Origin of the sequence: Pseudomonas sp. Irchel 3A5, assembly GCF_900187575.1 — a bacterium.
In the GTDB taxonomy this organism is placed as follows: Bacteria; Pseudomonadota; Gammaproteobacteria; order Pseudomonadales; family Pseudomonadaceae; genus Aquipseudomonas; species Aquipseudomonas folii.
Map to the genome: position 1 here is coordinate 66,309 of NZ_FYDU01000018.1, position 15,471 is coordinate 81,779.

General features: G+C 56.7%; 15 protein-coding genes. 8 read left to right on the forward strand and 7 right to left on the reverse strand.

Annotated features, from left to right (window positions below; all coding sequences use genetic code 11):
- Window positions 1–98: 98 nt before the first annotated feature.
- Both CKW31_RS25500 and CKW31_RS25505 read right to left on the reverse strand, forming a co-directional pair.
- Window positions 99–1,316 carry an argininosuccinate synthase gene (locus tag CKW31_RS25500; protein ID WP_027898440.1) on the reverse strand — a complete coding sequence of 406 codons (1,218 nt, stop codon included), beginning with the start codon at window positions 1,314–1,316 and terminating at the stop codon, window positions 99–101.
- A 132-nt stretch (window positions 1,317–1,448) separates the two neighbouring features.
- The gene (locus tag CKW31_RS25505) at window positions 1,449–2,354 is read right to left on the reverse strand and encodes an OmpA family protein (RefSeq protein WP_095101284.1); all 906 of its coding nucleotides are present in this window, start codon (window positions 2,352–2,354) and stop codon (window positions 1,449–1,451) included.
- A 146-nt stretch (window positions 2,355–2,500) separates the two neighbouring features.
- Between CKW31_RS25505 and pyrC the strand changes: the two genes are divergently transcribed.
- From pyrC to bfr, 4 genes are all read left to right on the forward strand, one after another.
- Window positions 2,501–3,547 carry a dihydroorotase gene (gene pyrC / locus CKW31_RS25510; RefSeq protein WP_095101286.1) on the forward strand — a complete coding sequence of 349 codons (1,047 nt, stop codon included), beginning with the start codon at window positions 2,501–2,503 and terminating at the stop codon, window positions 3,545–3,547.
- Window positions 3,544–4,215 carry a ribonuclease T gene (rnt, locus tag CKW31_RS25515; protein WP_027898437.1) on the forward strand — a complete coding sequence of 224 codons (672 nt, stop codon included), beginning with the start codon at window positions 3,544–3,546 and terminating at the stop codon, window positions 4,213–4,215. The genes pyrC and rnt overlap by 4 nt, the downstream gene beginning before the upstream one ends.
- 290 nt (window positions 4,216–4,505) lie before the next feature.
- Window positions 4,506–4,724, forward strand: a complete 219-nt coding sequence (locus CKW31_RS25520; protein ID WP_095101288.1) for a bacterioferritin-associated ferredoxin — start codon at window positions 4,506–4,508, stop codon at window positions 4,722–4,724.
- 201 nt (window positions 4,725–4,925) lie between these two features.
- The gene (bfr, locus tag CKW31_RS25525; RefSeq protein WP_027900754.1) at window positions 4,926–5,399 is read left to right on the forward strand and encodes a bacterioferritin; all 474 of its coding nucleotides are present in this window, start codon (window positions 4,926–4,928) and stop codon (window positions 5,397–5,399) included.
- Window positions 5,400–5,594: 195 nt separating this feature from the next.
- Here the strand turns inward: bfr and grxD are convergent, their stop codons facing one another.
- The 3 genes from grxD to CKW31_RS25540 all read right to left on the reverse strand — a co-directional run bounded on the left by grxD (window position 5,595) and on the right by CKW31_RS25540 (window position 8,570).
- Window positions 5,595–5,936, reverse strand: a complete 342-nt coding sequence (gene grxD, locus CKW31_RS25530) for a Grx4 family monothiol glutaredoxin (RefSeq protein ID WP_087269113.1) — start codon at window positions 5,934–5,936, stop codon at window positions 5,595–5,597.
- Between the two features lie 99 nt (window positions 5,937–6,035).
- Entirely contained in the window at window positions 6,036–8,144 is a 2,109-nt protein-coding gene (locus CKW31_RS25535; RefSeq protein WP_095101384.1) for a molybdopterin oxidoreductase family protein, read from the reverse strand.
- Between the two features lie 135 nt (window positions 8,145–8,279).
- Window positions 8,280–8,570 carry a hypothetical protein gene (locus CKW31_RS25540; protein WP_027900758.1) on the reverse strand — a complete coding sequence of 97 codons (291 nt, stop codon included), beginning with the start codon at window positions 8,568–8,570 and terminating at the stop codon, window positions 8,280–8,282.
- Window positions 8,571–9,017: 447 nt separating this feature from the next.
- Between CKW31_RS25540 and argF the strand changes: the two genes are divergently transcribed.
- Window positions 9,018–9,938 carry an ornithine carbamoyltransferase gene (argF, locus tag CKW31_RS25545; protein ID WP_095101290.1) on the forward strand — a complete coding sequence of 307 codons (921 nt, stop codon included), beginning with the start codon at window positions 9,018–9,020 and terminating at the stop codon, window positions 9,936–9,938.
- Window positions 9,935–11,008, forward strand: a complete 1,074-nt coding sequence (locus CKW31_RS25550; RefSeq protein ID WP_095101292.1) for an ABC transporter ATP-binding protein — start codon at window positions 9,935–9,937, stop codon at window positions 11,006–11,008. The genes argF and CKW31_RS25550 overlap by 4 nt, the downstream gene beginning before the upstream one ends.
- Before the next feature lie 131 nt (window positions 11,009–11,139).
- Here the strand turns inward: CKW31_RS25550 and CKW31_RS25555 are convergent, their stop codons facing one another.
- Complete coding sequence (locus tag CKW31_RS25555; protein ID WP_095101294.1) at window positions 11,140–11,928, reverse strand: PhzF family phenazine biosynthesis protein; 789 nt, start codon at window positions 11,926–11,928, stop codon at window positions 11,140–11,142.
- A gap of 282 nt (window positions 11,929–12,210) precedes the next feature.
- On the reverse strand, window positions 12,211–12,681 hold the full coding sequence (gene ybaK, locus CKW31_RS25560) for a Cys-tRNA(Pro) deacylase (protein WP_095101296.1): 471 nt from the start codon (window positions 12,679–12,681) through the stop codon (window positions 12,211–12,213).
- Between the two features lie 356 nt (window positions 12,682–13,037).
- Here ybaK and CKW31_RS25565 point away from each other — a divergent pair, with 356 nt between their 5' ends.
- Together CKW31_RS25565 and glpK are read left to right on the forward strand one after the other, a co-directional pair.
- A complete protein-coding gene (locus CKW31_RS25565; RefSeq protein WP_095101298.1) occupies window positions 13,038–13,904 on the forward strand; it encodes an MIP/aquaporin family protein in 867 nt (288 codons plus the stop codon).
- 49 nt (window positions 13,905–13,953) lie between these two features.
- Window positions 13,954–15,459, forward strand: a complete 1,506-nt coding sequence (glpK, locus tag CKW31_RS25570) for a glycerol kinase GlpK (RefSeq protein WP_095101300.1) — start codon at window positions 13,954–13,956, stop codon at window positions 15,457–15,459.
- The last annotated feature ends 12 nt before the right edge of the window (window positions 15,460–15,471 follow it).

The following is a 15,471-nucleotide window of genomic DNA, read 5'->3' on the forward strand; positions in this document are numbered from 1 at the left end:
CTGAACGGGCTGCAGGAGCGCTATGCAGGCAGCAAGTCTCAGTCTTATTTCAGATGCAGCACCCGAAAGGTGCTGCATCTTCATTTCAGAACGCGTAATTAAAACAGTTTACGGCCCTTGTTAGCAGCAATGCGCATGCGCAGCGCATTGAGCTTGATGAAGCCTGCTGCGTCTGCCTGGTTGTAAGCGCCGCCATCTTCCTCGAAGGTCGCAATGTTGGCATCAAACAGGGACTCGTCTGACTTGCGACCGGTTACGATCACGTTGCCTTTATACAGTTTGAGACGCACAACACCATTCACGTGAGCCTGGGAAGCGTCAATCATCTGCTGCAGCATCTGACGCTCAGGGCTCCACCAGTAACCGGTGTAGATCAGGCTCGCGTACTTAGGCATCAACTCATCCTTGAGGTGAGCAACTTCGCGGTCCAGAGTGATCGACTCGATGGCGCGGTGAGCGCGCAGCATGATGGTGCCGCCTGGCGTCTCGTAGCAGCCGCGGGACTTCATGCCCACGTAACGGTTCTCGACGATGTCCAGACGACCAATACCGTGTTCGCCACCGATACGGTTGAGCGTTGCCAACACAGTGGCAGGCGTCATCTCAACGCCGTCCAGTGCAACGATGTCGCCGTTGCGGTAAGTCAGTTCCAGGTATTGTGGGGTGTCCGGAGCCTTCTCGGGGGAGACGGTCCAACGCCACATGTCTTCTTCATGCTCGGTCCAGGTGTCTTCCAGCACGCCGCCTTCATAGGAGATGTGCAACAGGTTGGCATCCATGGAATACGGGGACTTCTTCTTGCCGTGGCGCTCGATCGGGATCGCGTGCTTCTCGGCGTAGTCCATCAGCTTCTCGCGGGACAGCAGGTCCCATTCGCGCCAAGGGGCAATCACTTTCACGCCAGGCTTGAGCGCATAGGCGCCCAGTTCGAAACGAACCTGATCGTTACCTTTGCCGGTAGCACCGTGGGAAATGGCATCAGCACCGGTTTCGTTGGCGATTTCGATCAGGCGCTTGGCAATCAGCGGACGAGCGATGGAAGTACCCAGCAGGTACTCGCCTTCGTAGACAGTGTTGGCGCGGAACATCGGGAACACGAAATCACGCACGAATTCTTCGCGCAGGTCATCGATGTAGATTTCTTTGACGCCCATGGCTTTTGCCTTGGCGCGTGCGGGTTCGACTTCTTCGCCCTGACCCAGGTCAGCGGTAAAGGTCACTACTTCGCAGTTATACGTATCCTGCAGCCACTTGAGGATTACCGAAGTATCCAGGCCACCGGAATACGCGAGAACTACCTTGTTTACGTCCGCCATGCCATCACTCCACCGGGTTGTACGGAAAACCGGTGATTCTACCGCTCAAACGGTGGGATTTACAGTAGCGCGACAGCTTCTGACGATGAAGCGACAGATTATGTCGATCTGGCGACGGGTGGCGAGCCTTCGTCAGATCTTCGCGGGAGCCGTGTTCAGCGCAACAGGAGCGGGCCTTTCATCCGGCGCAATGCGCTCCAGATGGATGTTTACCCGACGGTTGCGTGCACGGTTGGCGTTGTTGGTATTAGGCACCAGCGGATAGCGTTCACCGTGGAAGCGCAGCGTGATCTGCTCTTCGGGAATGCCTTGAGCCTTCAGAAAATCCATGACAGCCAGTGCGCGACGTCGAGACAAGTCACGATTGGTCAGGCGATTGCCACTGTTATCTGAATGCCCGTCCAGTTCAACATGATTAACCGTGGGATCGGCCTTGAGGTAGGCCACGATGGTCTGCAAACGAGCCTTGGCTTGCGCATCCAGATCGATGCCACCGCCCGGAAAACCGACTTCACCCTGCTTGACCTGATCGTAATTCATCGGCAACAGCTTGCTGACACACTGCTGATAGTCACCGAAGGCTTTGTTGAATTTGACGGGTAACAGGCGCACTTCGGTGGTCCCGGCAGCATCACGAGAGTAATGGCGTATCACCGGGCTGCGGCCTTCCATCAGACCGCTGATCAGCCGACCGGCCTGGACCTGCGAGCTGCTGAACGGAAATTCACCGTTATTGACTTTGACTGAACCCAGATTGATATCGCCGCGCCCCGGCTGCCAGGGTGCAGCCGCCGCCAATAACGTCGCCGAGCCTCCGCCCGTCATGCCACCGGCCGACTTGATCCGGAATGTAGCCTGCTCACCCGCACGGCGCACAAACTCACCCGCACCAAAATCGGTGATGGGTTGGCTGAGGCGACACTCGAACTGATCGCCTTCCACTTTCCATTCAATGCTTTCCAGACGGGTCTGAAAAGTCATGGCCATGGCAGGGAAGCTGGCGAACACGCTGAGCAGGGCTAGATATCGCTGGCGCACGGGAGGCTCCACTAAAAAAATGACCGCATAACAAATGACTTCCTACAACGGGCTATCGGTAACTTCCTACAAAACTTGATAGCGGGTGCCTGAGAGAGTCTTTTCCGGTAGCATTCCCAGCGAGTTTGACCCGCCTGGAATCCCCAATGTCCGACCTCCTGACCCTTTTGCGTCCCGACGACTGGCACATACACCTCCGCGATGGAGCTGTTTTGCCCCACACCGTTGCTGACGTTGCGCGCACTTTTGGCCGCGCAATCATCATGCCTAACCTGGTACCGCCCGTTCGCAATGCTCAGGAAGCCGACGCTTATCGTCAGCGCATCCTGGCAGCTCGCCCGTCCGGCAGCCCATTCGAACCGCTGATGGTGCTTTACCTCACCGACCTGACACAGCCGCAAGATATCCGCACGGCCAAGGCCACAGGCTTTATCCATGCTGCCAAGTTGTACCCGGCCGGAGCGACCACCAACTCCGACTCGGGCGTGACCAGCATCGACAAGATCTTCCCGGTTCTGGAAGCCATGGCCGAAGTCGGCATGCCGCTGCTGGTACACGGCGAGGTGACCCGCGGCGACATCGACGTCTTCGATCGCGAGAAAATCTTCATTGATGAACACCTGACGCGTGTCGTCGAGCGTTTCCCGACGCTCAAAGTGGTGTTTGAACACATCACCACCGCCGAGGCCGTGCAGTTCGTCAATCAGGCTTCGGCCAACGTCGGCGCCACGATCACCGCGCATCACCTGCTCTATAACCGCAACCACATGCTGGTGGGCGGGATTCGTCCGCACTTCTATTGCTTGCCGATCCTGAAGCGCAATACGCACCAGACCGCTCTGCTCGATGCAGCGACCGGCGGGAGCACCAAGTTTTTCCTCGGCACCGACTCGGCACCCCATGCCCAGCATGCAAAGGAAAACGCTTGTGGCTGTGCAGGCTGCTACACCGCCTATGCCGCGATCGAGATGTACGCTGAAGCTTTCGAGCAACGTAATGCACTGGACAAGCTGGAAGGCTTCGCCAGCCTTCACGGTCCGGCGTTCTACGGCCTGCCTGCGCCTCAAGACACCATTACGCTGGTCCGTGAAGAATGGACCGCGCCCACCAGTCTGCCGTTTGGCGAGCTGTCCGTAATACCGCTGCGCGCCGGTGAAAAACTGCGCTGGCGTCTGCTGGAGAAACATGCGTGAGTGAAGATCATTTCGACGACGAACAGGAAGGTCAAGGCGGCGGTTCGCGTCACCCCATGGCGGCCCGTTTTCGCGGCTACCTGCCTGTCGTCATCGATGTAGAGACCGGTGGCTTCAATTGCGCTACCGACGCCCTGCTGGAAATTGCGGCAGTGACCATCGGCATGGACGAAGACGGTTTCGTGTTCCCGGAGCACACGCACTTCTTCCGTGTGGAGCCGTTCGAGGGTGCCAACATCGAGGCGGCTGCCCTTGAATTCACCGGTATCAAACTTGATCACCCATTGCGTATGGCAGTCAGTGAAGAAACCGCACTGAATGACATCTTCCGTGGCGTTCGCAAGGCGCTGAAGGCCAATGGCTGCAAGCGCGCGGTGCTGGTCGGCCACAACGCCAGCTTTGATCTGGGCTTTCTGAACGCAGCGGTCGCGCGACTCGACATGAAGCGCAACCCGTTTCACCCCTTCTCCAGCTTCGACACCGCGACGCTGGCCGGGCTTGCTTACGGCCAGACCGTTCTCGCCAAGGCCTGTCAGGCAGCCGGCATCGACTTCGACGGCCGTGAAGCGCACTCAGCGCGCTACGACACCGAGAAAACCGCCGAGCTGTTCTGCGGCATCGTCAACCGCTGGAAACAGATGGGCGGTTGGGAAGACTTCGGCGATTGATGACGTGGGACCGGCTTTAGCCGGGAAGGCGGTATTTCTGCAGATAAAGATTCAGCGTCTGTTCCGGCCTTTTCCCGGCTAAAGCCGGTCCCACGTCAGCGTTTCCTTTGGAAGGCTTGCCCGCGAAGGACACCCCATAACTAACGCCACATCTCACATCGCCCACCGTCGCTTAGTGTATTTTTGCCACTCGTCGGTCCCGAGAGAAACCTTCTCAATGAGTTTTGACAAGCATTCTCATTAACATTAGTATCCCCGGCAACGAGAAATTACAGCGACGGTTCTCATTTATGTATGTCTGCCTCTGCCAAGGTGTTACCGACGGTCAAATCCGAGATGCAATCTTCGAGGGTTGCTGCAGCTACAAAGACGTTCGTGAAACGCTGGGTGTCGCCACCAAATGTGGTAAATGCGCCTGTCTAGCCAAGGAAGTGGTACGCGATACCCTTACCGAATTGCAAAGTAGCCAGGCTGCACTGGCTTATCCGGCAGATTTTTATCCTGCCTGATTTAACAGAATTTGAAGAACCGGACCTCGCGTCCGGTTTTTTTATGCCTGTAATTCAAACGCTTAGCGTCAAGATGCGGAACACAAACATTCTTATTCCTATTTAATTTCACTTATTATTCAATAACTTAGGTTTGACAGACTAATACGCGCAGCTCAAACTCGCGTTTTATATATACAAGCCATTGGCAGGACCTCAAAAATGAAAGGCGACATTACAGTCATCCAGCATCTCAACAGGATCCTCGGAAACGAGCTGGTCGCGATCAATCAGTACTTCCTGCATGCCCGCATGTACGAAGATTGGGGCCTGAACAAGCTGGGCAAGCACGAGTATCGCGAATCCATCGACGAGATGAAGCACGCTGACAAGCTGATCAAGCGCATCCTGTTCCTGGAAGGCCTGCCTAACCTGCAAGAGCTGGGCAAAATCCTGATTGGCGAACACACCAAGGAAATGCTTGAGTGCGACCTGAAGATCGAACACAAAGGCCTGGTCGACCTCAAAGCCGCCATCGCTCACTGCGAAGTCATCGGTGACTTCGGTAGCCGCGAAATGCTGGAAGACATCCTCGAGTCCGAGGAAGAACATATCGACTGGCTGGAAACCCAATTGGGCCTGATCGAGAAAATCGGTATCGAGAATTACCTGCAATCACAGATGGGCGAAGACTGATTCGTCTGATCTGCTGATAACAGAAAAGCCCCGCTTTCTCCCGAAAGCGGGGCTTTTCTTTGTCGCTACGCTTATGCGGTATGCACATCAACCGGCAGGAGCGAACTTGTTCGCGAGGCGTCAGGTCAGGCAACACATCTGCCAACCGATCAACCGCTTCGCCAACAAGTTGGCTCCTACCGTGCGCGGCTCGTATCAGGCTTCGGTGTTACCCGCAGCAGCCTTGGCAGCAGCGCCTTTCACCAGCTCTTGCAACGAGCCGTCAGCCTGCATTTCGGTGATGATGTCGCTGCCGCCGACCAGCTCACCGGCCACCCACAGCTGTGGGAAAGTTGGCCAGTTGGCGTACTTTGGCAGGTTGGCGCGGATTTCAGGGTTTTGCAGGATATCGACATAAGCGAATTTTTCGCCACATGCCATCAATGCCTGGGAAGCTTTTGCCGAAAAGCCGCACTGCGGGGCATTCGGAGCACCTTTCATGTAAAGCAGAATGGTGTTGTTGGCAATCTGGTCTTTGATCGTTTCGATGATATCCATGGAGCACCTCGGCTTAACTTTTCCGACTCAGTTGTCGACACGGTGGCGCATTGTAACGGAAACCCGAGCGCTACGCTCAGCCTTACCATACGCCGACAATCATGCCGCAGCGACCTGAACGCTTACGCCATTGAGCACCGCGTTACCGGAAAGGCTATCAAGTTCTCGCTCATCGGTCAGGTCGTTGGCGCTCTCTCCAGGCTGCTGCGCGGCAATGTCCATCCGCACACCGGGCTTTTTATGCCCCCAACCATGAGGCAGGCTGACCACGCCAGGCATCATGTCCAGACTCGCTAAAACCTGCACCTCAATAACGCCCACTCTGGAACTCACCCGCACTCGCTGACCGTCGCTCAAGCCGCGGCTCACCAAATCATCAGGATGCATCAACAGATGATGACGAGGTTTACCCTTAACCAACCGATGATAGTTATGCATCCACGAATTGTTGCTACGGACGTGGCGGCGGCCGATGAGCATTAACTCACCCGCGACTGGCGCGCTAACCTGCGCAAACCGCTCCAGATCAGACATGACAACGTCGGGCGCCGCCTGAATGCGACCATTGGCGGTTTTCAGCCGCGGGGCGAGATTAGGCTTCAACGCGCCCAGGTCCAGACCATGGGGATGCTCCCGCAAGGTATCCAGCGAAAGCTTGTAGTCCGAACCATCGCCGTACCGTCCGGCGCGCAGGCCACGATCAATCATCTGCGCCGGCGGCATCGTCGGCTTCAACTCTCGCCCCGCCCTTTCGGCGAAGGCCTTCGCCAGCCCGACGAAGATTTCCCAGTCGTGCAGCGCACCCTCGGGCTTGGCCAGAATGGCCCGATTGAAGCGCGTGACATTCCGCACTGCAAAGGTGTTGAACGTCGTGTCGTAATGATCATTTTCCAGCGCCGAGGTGGACGGCAGAATCAGATCGGCATGGCGCGTGGTTTCATTGATGTAAAGGTCGATGCTGAGCATGAACTCCAGCCCCTCAAGCGCCCGATCAAGTTGGCGGCCATTGGGCGTCGATAAAACCGGATTGCCTGCGACCGTCACTAAAGCCTTGATCTGCCCTTCCCCTTCACTGAGCATTTCTTCAGCCAATGCCGCGACCGGCAGCTCACCGGCGTATTCCGGCAATCCTGAAACGCGACTTTGCCACTGATTGAAATGGCCACCCGACGTTGCGCCCACCAGATCCACCGCAGGCTCGGTACAGAGCACGCCGCCCACCCGATCGAGATTGCCTGTGACCAGATTGATCAGCTGCACCAGCCAATGACACACCGTGCCGAACACCTGAGTGGAAATACCCATTCGCCCGTAACACGCAGCCTTGTCAGCAGCGGCGAAGTCTCGGGCCAATTGGCGGATTTGCCCGGCAGGCACCCCGCAACGGGGGCTCATGGCTTCAGCACTAAAATCGGAGATAGCGACCCGCACCTGATCCAGACCGTCCACCGGCAAGTGACTGTCGCGGGTGAGGCCTTCCTCGAACAACGTATTCAGCAGACCAAACAGTAAAGCTGCGTCTCCACCGGGTCGCACGAACAAATGCTGATCGGCGATCGCAGCTGTTTCAGTGCGCCGAGGATCCACTACGACTACTTTTCCGCCGCGGGCCTGAATAGCCTTCAGGCGTTTTTCGACATCCGGCACCGTCATGATGCTGCCATTGGATGCCAGCGGATTCCCGCCCAGAATCAGCATGAAATCGGTGTGATCAATATCAACGATGGGCAGCAGCAAACCATGGCCATACATCAGGAAACTGGTCAGGTGGTGGGGAAGCTGGTCGACAGAGGTGGCGGAGTAGCGATTGCGGGTCTTCAGCAAACCCAGAAAGTAGTTGCTGTGGGTCATCAATCCGTAATTGTGCACGCTCGGATTGCCCTGATAAACCGCGACAGCGTTCTGCCCGTGGCGCTGCTGGATATCCAGCAACCGCTCGGCGACCAGGTCAAATGCCGCCTGCCATTCAATGGGCCGCCACTGATTGCCCACGCGCTGCATAGGCTGGCGCAGCCGGTCAGGATCATTCTGGATGTCTTGCAGCGCTACCGCCTTGGGGCAGATATGGCCGCGGCTGAACGAGTCCAGCGGATCGCCCTTGATCGAAGTGATCGACACCTGATTTTCGGCACTGGTGGTGGTTTCGATGCTCAAGCCACAGATGGCTTCACAAAGATGGCAGGCACGGTGATGGAGGGTCTTGGTCATGGCCAGCCTCATATTTTTGTCATGACGACCTGAAGCGATCGCTCAAACGAAACTATGGGGCGTGGCTCGCGACTGCGCCAGAGACGTTCGTCTCATGAATCGGCAGGCATCAAGCGGGCCGATGACGAAAAAAGATCAACCGCCGATAGGGGTGATTTTGCGCTGCAGCTGGATTTCATGGACCGTTTCGATCTGCTCTTGAGCCAGATGGACGCCGGTCAACTCACCGATCAGACGCCAGTGCTCGTCGAGGCCGGAACTGATTGTCGCCATTCGGTCGATCATGTGCCGCCCGGCAGCCCGGGTGACTTCATCATTGCTGCGCAACAGCTCGAAGGACATGGACGTCATCGAAGCCGTCAGGTGCGTAAGGGTACGAGCCGTGAGCCCGAGTAATTCCGTCAGCTGCTTTTCTTTAGATTCCATTCCCCACCCCCTCATACGCGATGCGCAGTTATAACCTACGGCGATTATTTATGGAACGGGCTAACAGCGCACCGCGTGAAGCAGATCGCATAAGCCAACGATATGACCGCTCGAAAGTAAAACTGTTGCAGAAACCGCACCAATTGCAATGTCATATCACGGCAGTGTACAAATACCTGCCTCAGGTGTCCGGAAATGGCCAGTTGCCGCCACCTAGAGCATTGTCTGTCTGTAAGGTCAGCCAAACTCTCAATGCAAAAAATGCCTGTGTTGCGAATAAAAAACATTCGACCATGAGCATCCTGTTGGTAAGAAGCGACATTTTTTTATACCATCGCGCCTTTCCTATTCGTCGCCCCGTGCGGCCTCCGCCGCAGGTCTCGCCCGTTTTCCCGATAAAACCCGGCTTTGAGCATCTGCGGTCTGTTGCAAAAAAGGTAGTTAATAATGAACGCCAGGCACTTTCTCTCGATGATGGATTACAAGCCAGAAGAACTCCTGCGCTTGATCCGTCGAGGCGTAGAGCTCAAAGACCTGCGAAACCGAAGCGTGCTTTTCGAACCGTTGAAAGGTCGGGTTCTGGGCATGATCTTCGAGAAATCTTCGACTCGGACCCGTGTTTCGTTCGAAGCCGGCATGATCCAGCTGGGCGGTCAGGCCATCTTTTTATCACCTCGCGACACCCAATTGGGTCGTGGCGAGCCGATTGCCGATTGCGCGAAAGTGCTTTCGAGCATGCTTGATGCCGTGATGATCCGTACGTTTGCCCACAGCAATCTGACCGAGTTCGCCGCCAATTCCCGTGTGCCTGTCATCAATGGCCTGTCCGATGACTTGCACCCCTGCCAATTGCTGGCCGACATGCAGACCTTCCTTGAGCATCGCGGCTCGATCAAGGGCAAGACCGTTGCCTGGATCGGCGACGGCAACAACATGTGCAACAGCTATATAGAAGCGGCGATCCAGTTCGACTTCCAGTTGCGCGTGGCTTGTCCTGAAGGCTATGAGCCAAATCCGGAATTTCTGGCGCTGGCGGGTGATCGCGTGACTGTCCTGCGTGACCCGCGGGCGGCAGTGGCGGGCGCGCATCTGGTGAGCACTGATGTGTGGACCTCCATGGGCCAGGAAGAAGAAACCGCCAAGCGCATTGCCTTGTTTACCCCGTTCCAGGTCACCCGCGCCCTGCTCGATCTTGCCGACAAGGACGTGTTGTTCATGCACTGCCTGCCAGCACATCGCGGCGAAGAAATCAGCGTTGACCTGCTTGATGACCCGCGCTCGGTCGCGTGGGACCAGGCTGAAAATCGTCTGCACGCACAGAAGGCGCTGCTGGAGTTTCTGGTTGCGCCCTCCTGCCAGCCCGCATGAGTTCGCCACTGCTGCTGAACCTGCGCAATCTGGCCTGTGGGTATCAGGAACAACGCGTGGTGCAGGATCTGAACCTGCACCTCAACGCAGGTGATATCGGCTGTTTGCTGGGTTCATCGGGCTGTGGCAAAACCACGACCTTGCGCGCGATTGCCGGGTTTGAGCCGGTTCACGCCGGGGAAATCACCCTGGCTGGCGAAGTCATCTCCAAACCGGGATTTACCCTGCCTCCTGAGAAACGCCGGATCGGCATGGTGTTCCAGGATTACGCACTTTTCCCGCATTTGAGCGTTGCCGAGAATGTCGCCTTCGGCATTCGCAAACATCCACGCCTCAAGCAAGTGACCGATGAGCTATTGGAGCTGGTCAATCTGGGCGCTTTAGGCAAACGCCTGCCCCATGAGTTGTCCGGCGGCCAACAGCAACGCGTCGCGCTGGCACGAGCCTTGGCACCGGAGCCGCAGCTGCTGCTGCTCGACGAACCGTTTTCGAACCTGGATGGCGAATTGCGCCGCCGCCTCAGCCACGAGGTGCGCGACATCCTAAAAGCCCGAGGCACCAGTGCGATACTGGTTACCCACGATCAGGAAGAAGCCTTCGCGGTCAGTGATCATGTGGGTGTCTTTAAGGAGGGTCGCCTGGAACAATGGGACACGCCCTATAACCTGTATCACGAACCGCTGACGCCTTACGTCGCCAGCTTTATCGGTCAGGGGTATTTCATCCGCGGCGTGATGATCGATCCACAGACAGTCCAGACTGAGTTGGGCGTTCTGCAAGGCAACCGCGCTTACTCCAGCACCAAAGGCAGCGCAGTAGACGTGCTGTTGCGACCGGATGACATCGTCTTCGACGCCAATAGCAATCTTAACGCCCGCGTCACCAGCAAAACCTTTCAGGGCGCAGCAACGCTGTATCGCCTGCAGCTGCCGACCGGCAGCCAACTGGAAGCAGTCTTCCCCAGCCATGCGGACTATCAACCCGGCGAACAGGTGGGTATTCGGGTGTTGGCAGAGCATCTGGTGCTGTTCCCGGCGGCAGGTAGCGTGGCGGTGCAGCAGGCGGTTTAGCCTGGATGAATGTGGGAGCGGTGCTTGCCCGCGATAAGGCTGGACGCGATCTAAAGTGAATCGCGTCCAGCCTTATCGCGGGCAAGCACCGCTCCCACATAAGATCGCATTCCAACTGGAGGCCGCATGATTCAGCCCAGGCTAACCATCAACGTCCCGCTCGCCACCAGCGTGGCATGCCCGCCTATCTTCACCCGATCCCCTTCCAGCCGACAGAACAACGCGCCGCCTCGTTCAGAACATTGATAAGCATTGAGCACATCCTTGCCCAGTCGCCCGGCCCAGTACGGAATCAAAATACAGTGCGTCGACCCGGTTACCGGATCTTCGGGAATGCCAATTGCCGGAGCGAAATAGCGCGAGACGAAGTCAGCGTGCTCACCCTTGGCAGTCACGATGACGCCAGGCCAAGGCAACCGCGCCAGTGCCGCCATGTCAGGCTTGCACTCACGCACCGCCTGTTCGGACTCAAGCACCACCATCAACTCCGCCGACCCCAGCGCATCAACAATACTGGTGTCCAGGGCACGCTCGAGTTCAACGGTAACGCCCACTTCATGAGGGATCATCGCCGGGAAATCCAGCAGCAAAAGGCCCTCCTCACGCGTGACGCTCAGAGCACCTGACTTGCTGAAAAAATCGAGCTGCTCCGAAGGCTCGCTGAACACAGTAAACAGCACATGGGCAGCAGCCAGCGTCGCATGCCCGCACAAAGGGACTTCAGTCCTGGGCGTGAACCAGCGAATGTGCCAACCGTGCGCTTCACGAACCACGAACGCGGTTTCCGCGAGATTGTGTTCGGCGGCAATGCGCTGCATCAACTCGTCAGCCAGCCATGCATCAAGACGGTAAACCATCGCCGGATTGCCACTGAACGGGTGGTCACTGAAGGCGTCGACCTGATGGAATTCGAGATACATAAGTGATGCTCCAGTGCGATTGATGCATTGCACAATGCCTGCCTGCAGCCGTGTTCACCAGAGACAGATGGCCCGATAACCGACCATACATCCACAGCGCAAGACGAAAGGTTTGATCCTTTCAAACAAAACGCGCTCTTCCGATATGGCCCAAATCCTGTAGGAGCTCACCGAGGTTACGAGGCCAGCGATCGCGGAGTGTCAGACAAACCGCTATCGCGGCCTCGCGGTGCTCGTGCGCTCCTACAAATCCAATGTTTGCTGCGAGACAGCGCGCAGCTTTCAGCCTCGTCCCACCGGCGCAAACATCGCGCCGGTATGTTCAGCAAGTACCGTCGGCGCTAGCTCTACCTCAAGACCACGACGTCCGGCGCTGACGTAAATCGTCGTGAATTGCTCAGCGCTTTGATCAATAAAAGTACGCAGTCGCTTCTTCTGGCCTAACGGACTGATGCCGCCCAGCAAGTAACCAGTCGAACGTTGCGCTGCAGCCGGGTCAGCCATTTCGGTTTTTTTGGCCTTCGCAGCGGTCGCCAGCGCCTTGAGGTCCAGGGTGCCGACAACCGGCACCACGGCGACCAGTAACTCACCTTTTTCGGTACTCGCCAGCAGTGTCTTGAAGACCTGCGCCGGTTCGAGCCCCAACTTTTCCGCCGCCTCAAGGCCGTAGGAGGCAGCTTTCGGGTCATGTTCGTAACTGTGTATACGGTGTTCAGCGCGAACTTTTTTCAATAGATCCAGTGCAGGTGTCATGCAGCGCTCCAAGGCCAAAGCGACCAATCCAGGTGGATTATTCTAGGCGATCAACCGTCTGTACACCCCGTCTTTACCGGGCAAAACGTGAAGCGCTGAAAAAAACCAAAGAAGGTGTACACAACATCGATCAATCCGCGTAAAAAGCCCTGCGCCTTGCATCGCCTGCAGGTTCGCTTCCACTATCAACCACATTCGTTCCTGTTTATTTTTTTTCGTTTGCGAATATTCACTGGAACTTTAGTTCCATTTAAGGTCGAATCCAGAGGTCGAGGATGGGGTTTCCTCGAGCTCGTTAAAAGACGCGCACTGGTGGATTTCACACAGAGCCGCACAAGAACAAAAAAGAGGTTTCCATGACAAATGCACTGCAAGAACCAACGCTGAAAGGTCAATGTGTGGCCGAATTCCTGGGCACTGCCCTGATGATTTTTTTCGGTACCGGCTGTGTCGCAGCGCTCAAGGTTGCGGGTGCCACGTTCGGACTTTGGGAAATCAGCATCATCTGGGGTCTGGCAGTCGCCATGGCCATCTATCTGAGCGCAGGCGTTTCCGGGGCGCACCTCAATCCGGCCGTCAGCATCGCGCTGAGTATCTTTGCCGGTTTTGAAAAACGGAAATTACCCTTCTACATAGCCGCACAAATCGCAGGAGCCTTCTGTGGTGCCGGTCTTGTTTATCTGCTGTACACGAGCCTGTTCTTCGAATTCGAACAAACGCACCAGATGATTCGTGGTTCAGTTGCCAGCCTCGAACTCGCATCAGCATTTTCCACTTACCCCAACCCGGCCATCTCCGTAGGTCAGGCTGCGCTGGTGGAGTGTGTCATCACCGCGATTCTGATGTGCGTCATCATGTCCCTGACTGACGACAACAACGGCCTGCCACGGGGCGCGCTCGCGCCACTGCTGATCGGTTTGCTGGTTGCACTGATCGGCGCATCGACTGCCCCACTGACCGGTTTCGCAATGAATCCAGCTCGTGATTTTGGTCCTAAACTGATGACATTCCTTGCAGGCTGGGATGAAGTCGCGTTTACCGGTGGCCGTGACATACCGTATTTTCTGATTCCGATTTTCGCGCCGATTCTCGGTGCGTGCCTCGGTGCCGCTGGCTACCGCGCGCTGATTGCGCGCCATCTGCCACGCGCCGTTCCTGCTGTAGAGACTGTGGCTGTAAAAGACGCTGACGTTGTTCCAGGCAAAGCCCAGATTTCATCTTGAATCTCGCGCGTCTGCTTTTAACTTCACCCATTAGCACAAGGCAATCGACATGACCGACTCACAGAACAAGAACTACATCATTGCCCTCGATCAGGGCACGACCAGCTCTCGTGCAATCATCTTTGACCGCGACGCCAATGTGGTCAGCACCGCGCAAAGCGAATTCGTTCAGCATTACCCGCAAGCGGGTTGGGTTGAACATGATCCTATGGAGATCTTCGCCACTCAAACCGCGTGCATGACCAAAGCACTGGCTCAGGCTGATCTACACCACAATCAGATTGCCGCCATCGGTATCACCAACCAGCGTGAAACCACGGTTATCTGGGAAAAGGACACCGGTCGCCCTATTTATAACGCCATTGTCTGGCAGTGCCGTCGCAGTACCGAAATCTGCCAGCAGCTCAAGCGTGACGGCATGGAAGAATACATCAAGGACACCACCGGCCTGGTGATCGACCCGTACTTCTCGGGCACCAAGGTCAAGTGGATCCTCGACCACGTGGAAGGCAGTCGTGAACGCGCCCGCAAAGGCGAGCTGATGTTCGGCACCATCGATAGCTGGCTGATCTGGAAATTCACTGGCGGCAAGGTGCACGTCACCGACTACACCAACGCATCGCGCACGATGCTGTTCAACATCCATACCCTGGAATGGGATCAGCGCATGCTCGACGTGCTGGACATTCCTCGTGAGATGCTGCCGGAAGTGAAAAGCTCTTCCGAAGTTTATGGTCAGAGCAAAAGCGGTATTCCGATTGCAGGTATCGCAGGCGACCAGCAAGCTGCGCTGTTCGGTCAGATGTGTGTTGAGCCAGGCCAGGCGAAAAACACTTATGGCACCGGCTGCTTCCTGCTGATGAACACCGGCAAGAAAGCCGTGAAATCCGCTCACGGTATGTTGACCACCATTGGTTGCGGTCCGCGTGGCGAAGTGGCGTATGCCCTTGAAGGCGCTGTTTTCAACGGTGGCTCAACGGTGCAATGGCTGCGTGACGAGCTGAAAATCATCACTGATGCCGTCGACACCGAATACTTCGCGGGCAAGGTCAAAGACAGCAACGGTGTTTACCTGGTCCCGGCATTTACCGGTCTGGGTGCTCCGTACTGGGACCCGTATGCCCGTGGTGCATTGTTCGGTCTGACACGCGGCGTGAAAGTCGATCACATCATCCGCGCAGCGCTGGAGTCCATCGCTTACCAGACCCGCGACGTTCTGGACGCCATGCAGCAGGATTCCGGCGAACGCCTGAAATCGCTGCGGGTTGACGGCGGCGCAGTGGCCAACAACTTCCTCATGCAGTTCCAGGCCGACATCCTCGGCACGACGGTTGAACGCCCGAAAATGCGTGAGACGACTGCGTTGGGTGCCGCCTATCTGGCCGGTCTGGCCATTGGTTTCTGGAGCAGCCTGGACGAGCTGAAGAATAAGGCGGTTATCGAGCGCGAGTTCGAGCCGCAATGTGCCGAAGAAGAGAAGGAAAAGCTCTACGCCGGTTGGCAGAAGGCCGTCGCACGTACCCGCGACTGGGAACCGCACGACAACAACGAGTAACCGCCACGCTCG

Bases quoted from the DNA above. Each gene is read 5' to 3' on its own strand.
- CKW31_RS25500 (WP_027898440.1), bottom strand. From the start codon at position 1,316: ATGGCGGACGTAAACAAGGTAGTTCTCGCGTATTCCGGTGGCCTGGAT.
- pyrC (WP_095101286.1), top strand. From the start codon at position 2,501: ATGTCCGACCTCCTGACCCTTTTGCGTCCCGACGACTGGCACATACAC.
- CKW31_RS25520 (WP_095101288.1), top strand. From the start codon at position 4,506: ATGTATGTCTGCCTCTGCCAAGGTGTTACCGACGGTCAAATCCGAGAT.
- bfr (WP_027900754.1), top strand. From the start codon at position 4,926: ATGAAAGGCGACATTACAGTCATCCAGCATCTCAACAGGATCCTCGGA.
- grxD (WP_087269113.1), bottom strand. From the start codon at position 5,936: ATGGATATCATCGAAACGATCAAAGACCAGATTGCCAACAACACCATT.
- CKW31_RS25535 (WP_095101384.1), bottom strand. From the start codon at position 8,144: ATGACCAAGACCCTCCATCACCGTGCCTGCCATCTTTGTGAAGCCATC.
- CKW31_RS25540 (WP_027900758.1), bottom strand. From the start codon at position 8,570: ATGGAATCTAAAGAAAAGCAGCTGACGGAATTACTCGGGCTCACGGCT.
- argF (WP_095101290.1), top strand. From the start codon at position 9,018: ATGAACGCCAGGCACTTTCTCTCGATGATGGATTACAAGCCAGAAGAA.
- CKW31_RS25550 (WP_095101292.1), top strand. From the start codon at position 9,935: ATGAGTTCGCCACTGCTGCTGAACCTGCGCAATCTGGCCTGTGGGTAT.
- CKW31_RS25555 (WP_095101294.1), bottom strand. From the start codon at position 11,928: ATGTATCTCGAATTCCATCAGGTCGACGCCTTCAGTGACCACCCGTTC.
- ybaK (WP_095101296.1), bottom strand. From the start codon at position 12,681: ATGACACCTGCACTGGATCTATTGAAAAAAGTTCGCGCTGAACACCGT.
- CKW31_RS25565 (WP_095101298.1), top strand. From the start codon at position 13,038: ATGACAAATGCACTGCAAGAACCAACGCTGAAAGGTCAATGTGTGGCC.
- glpK (WP_095101300.1), top strand. From the start codon at position 13,954: ATGACCGACTCACAGAACAAGAACTACATCATTGCCCTCGATCAGGGC.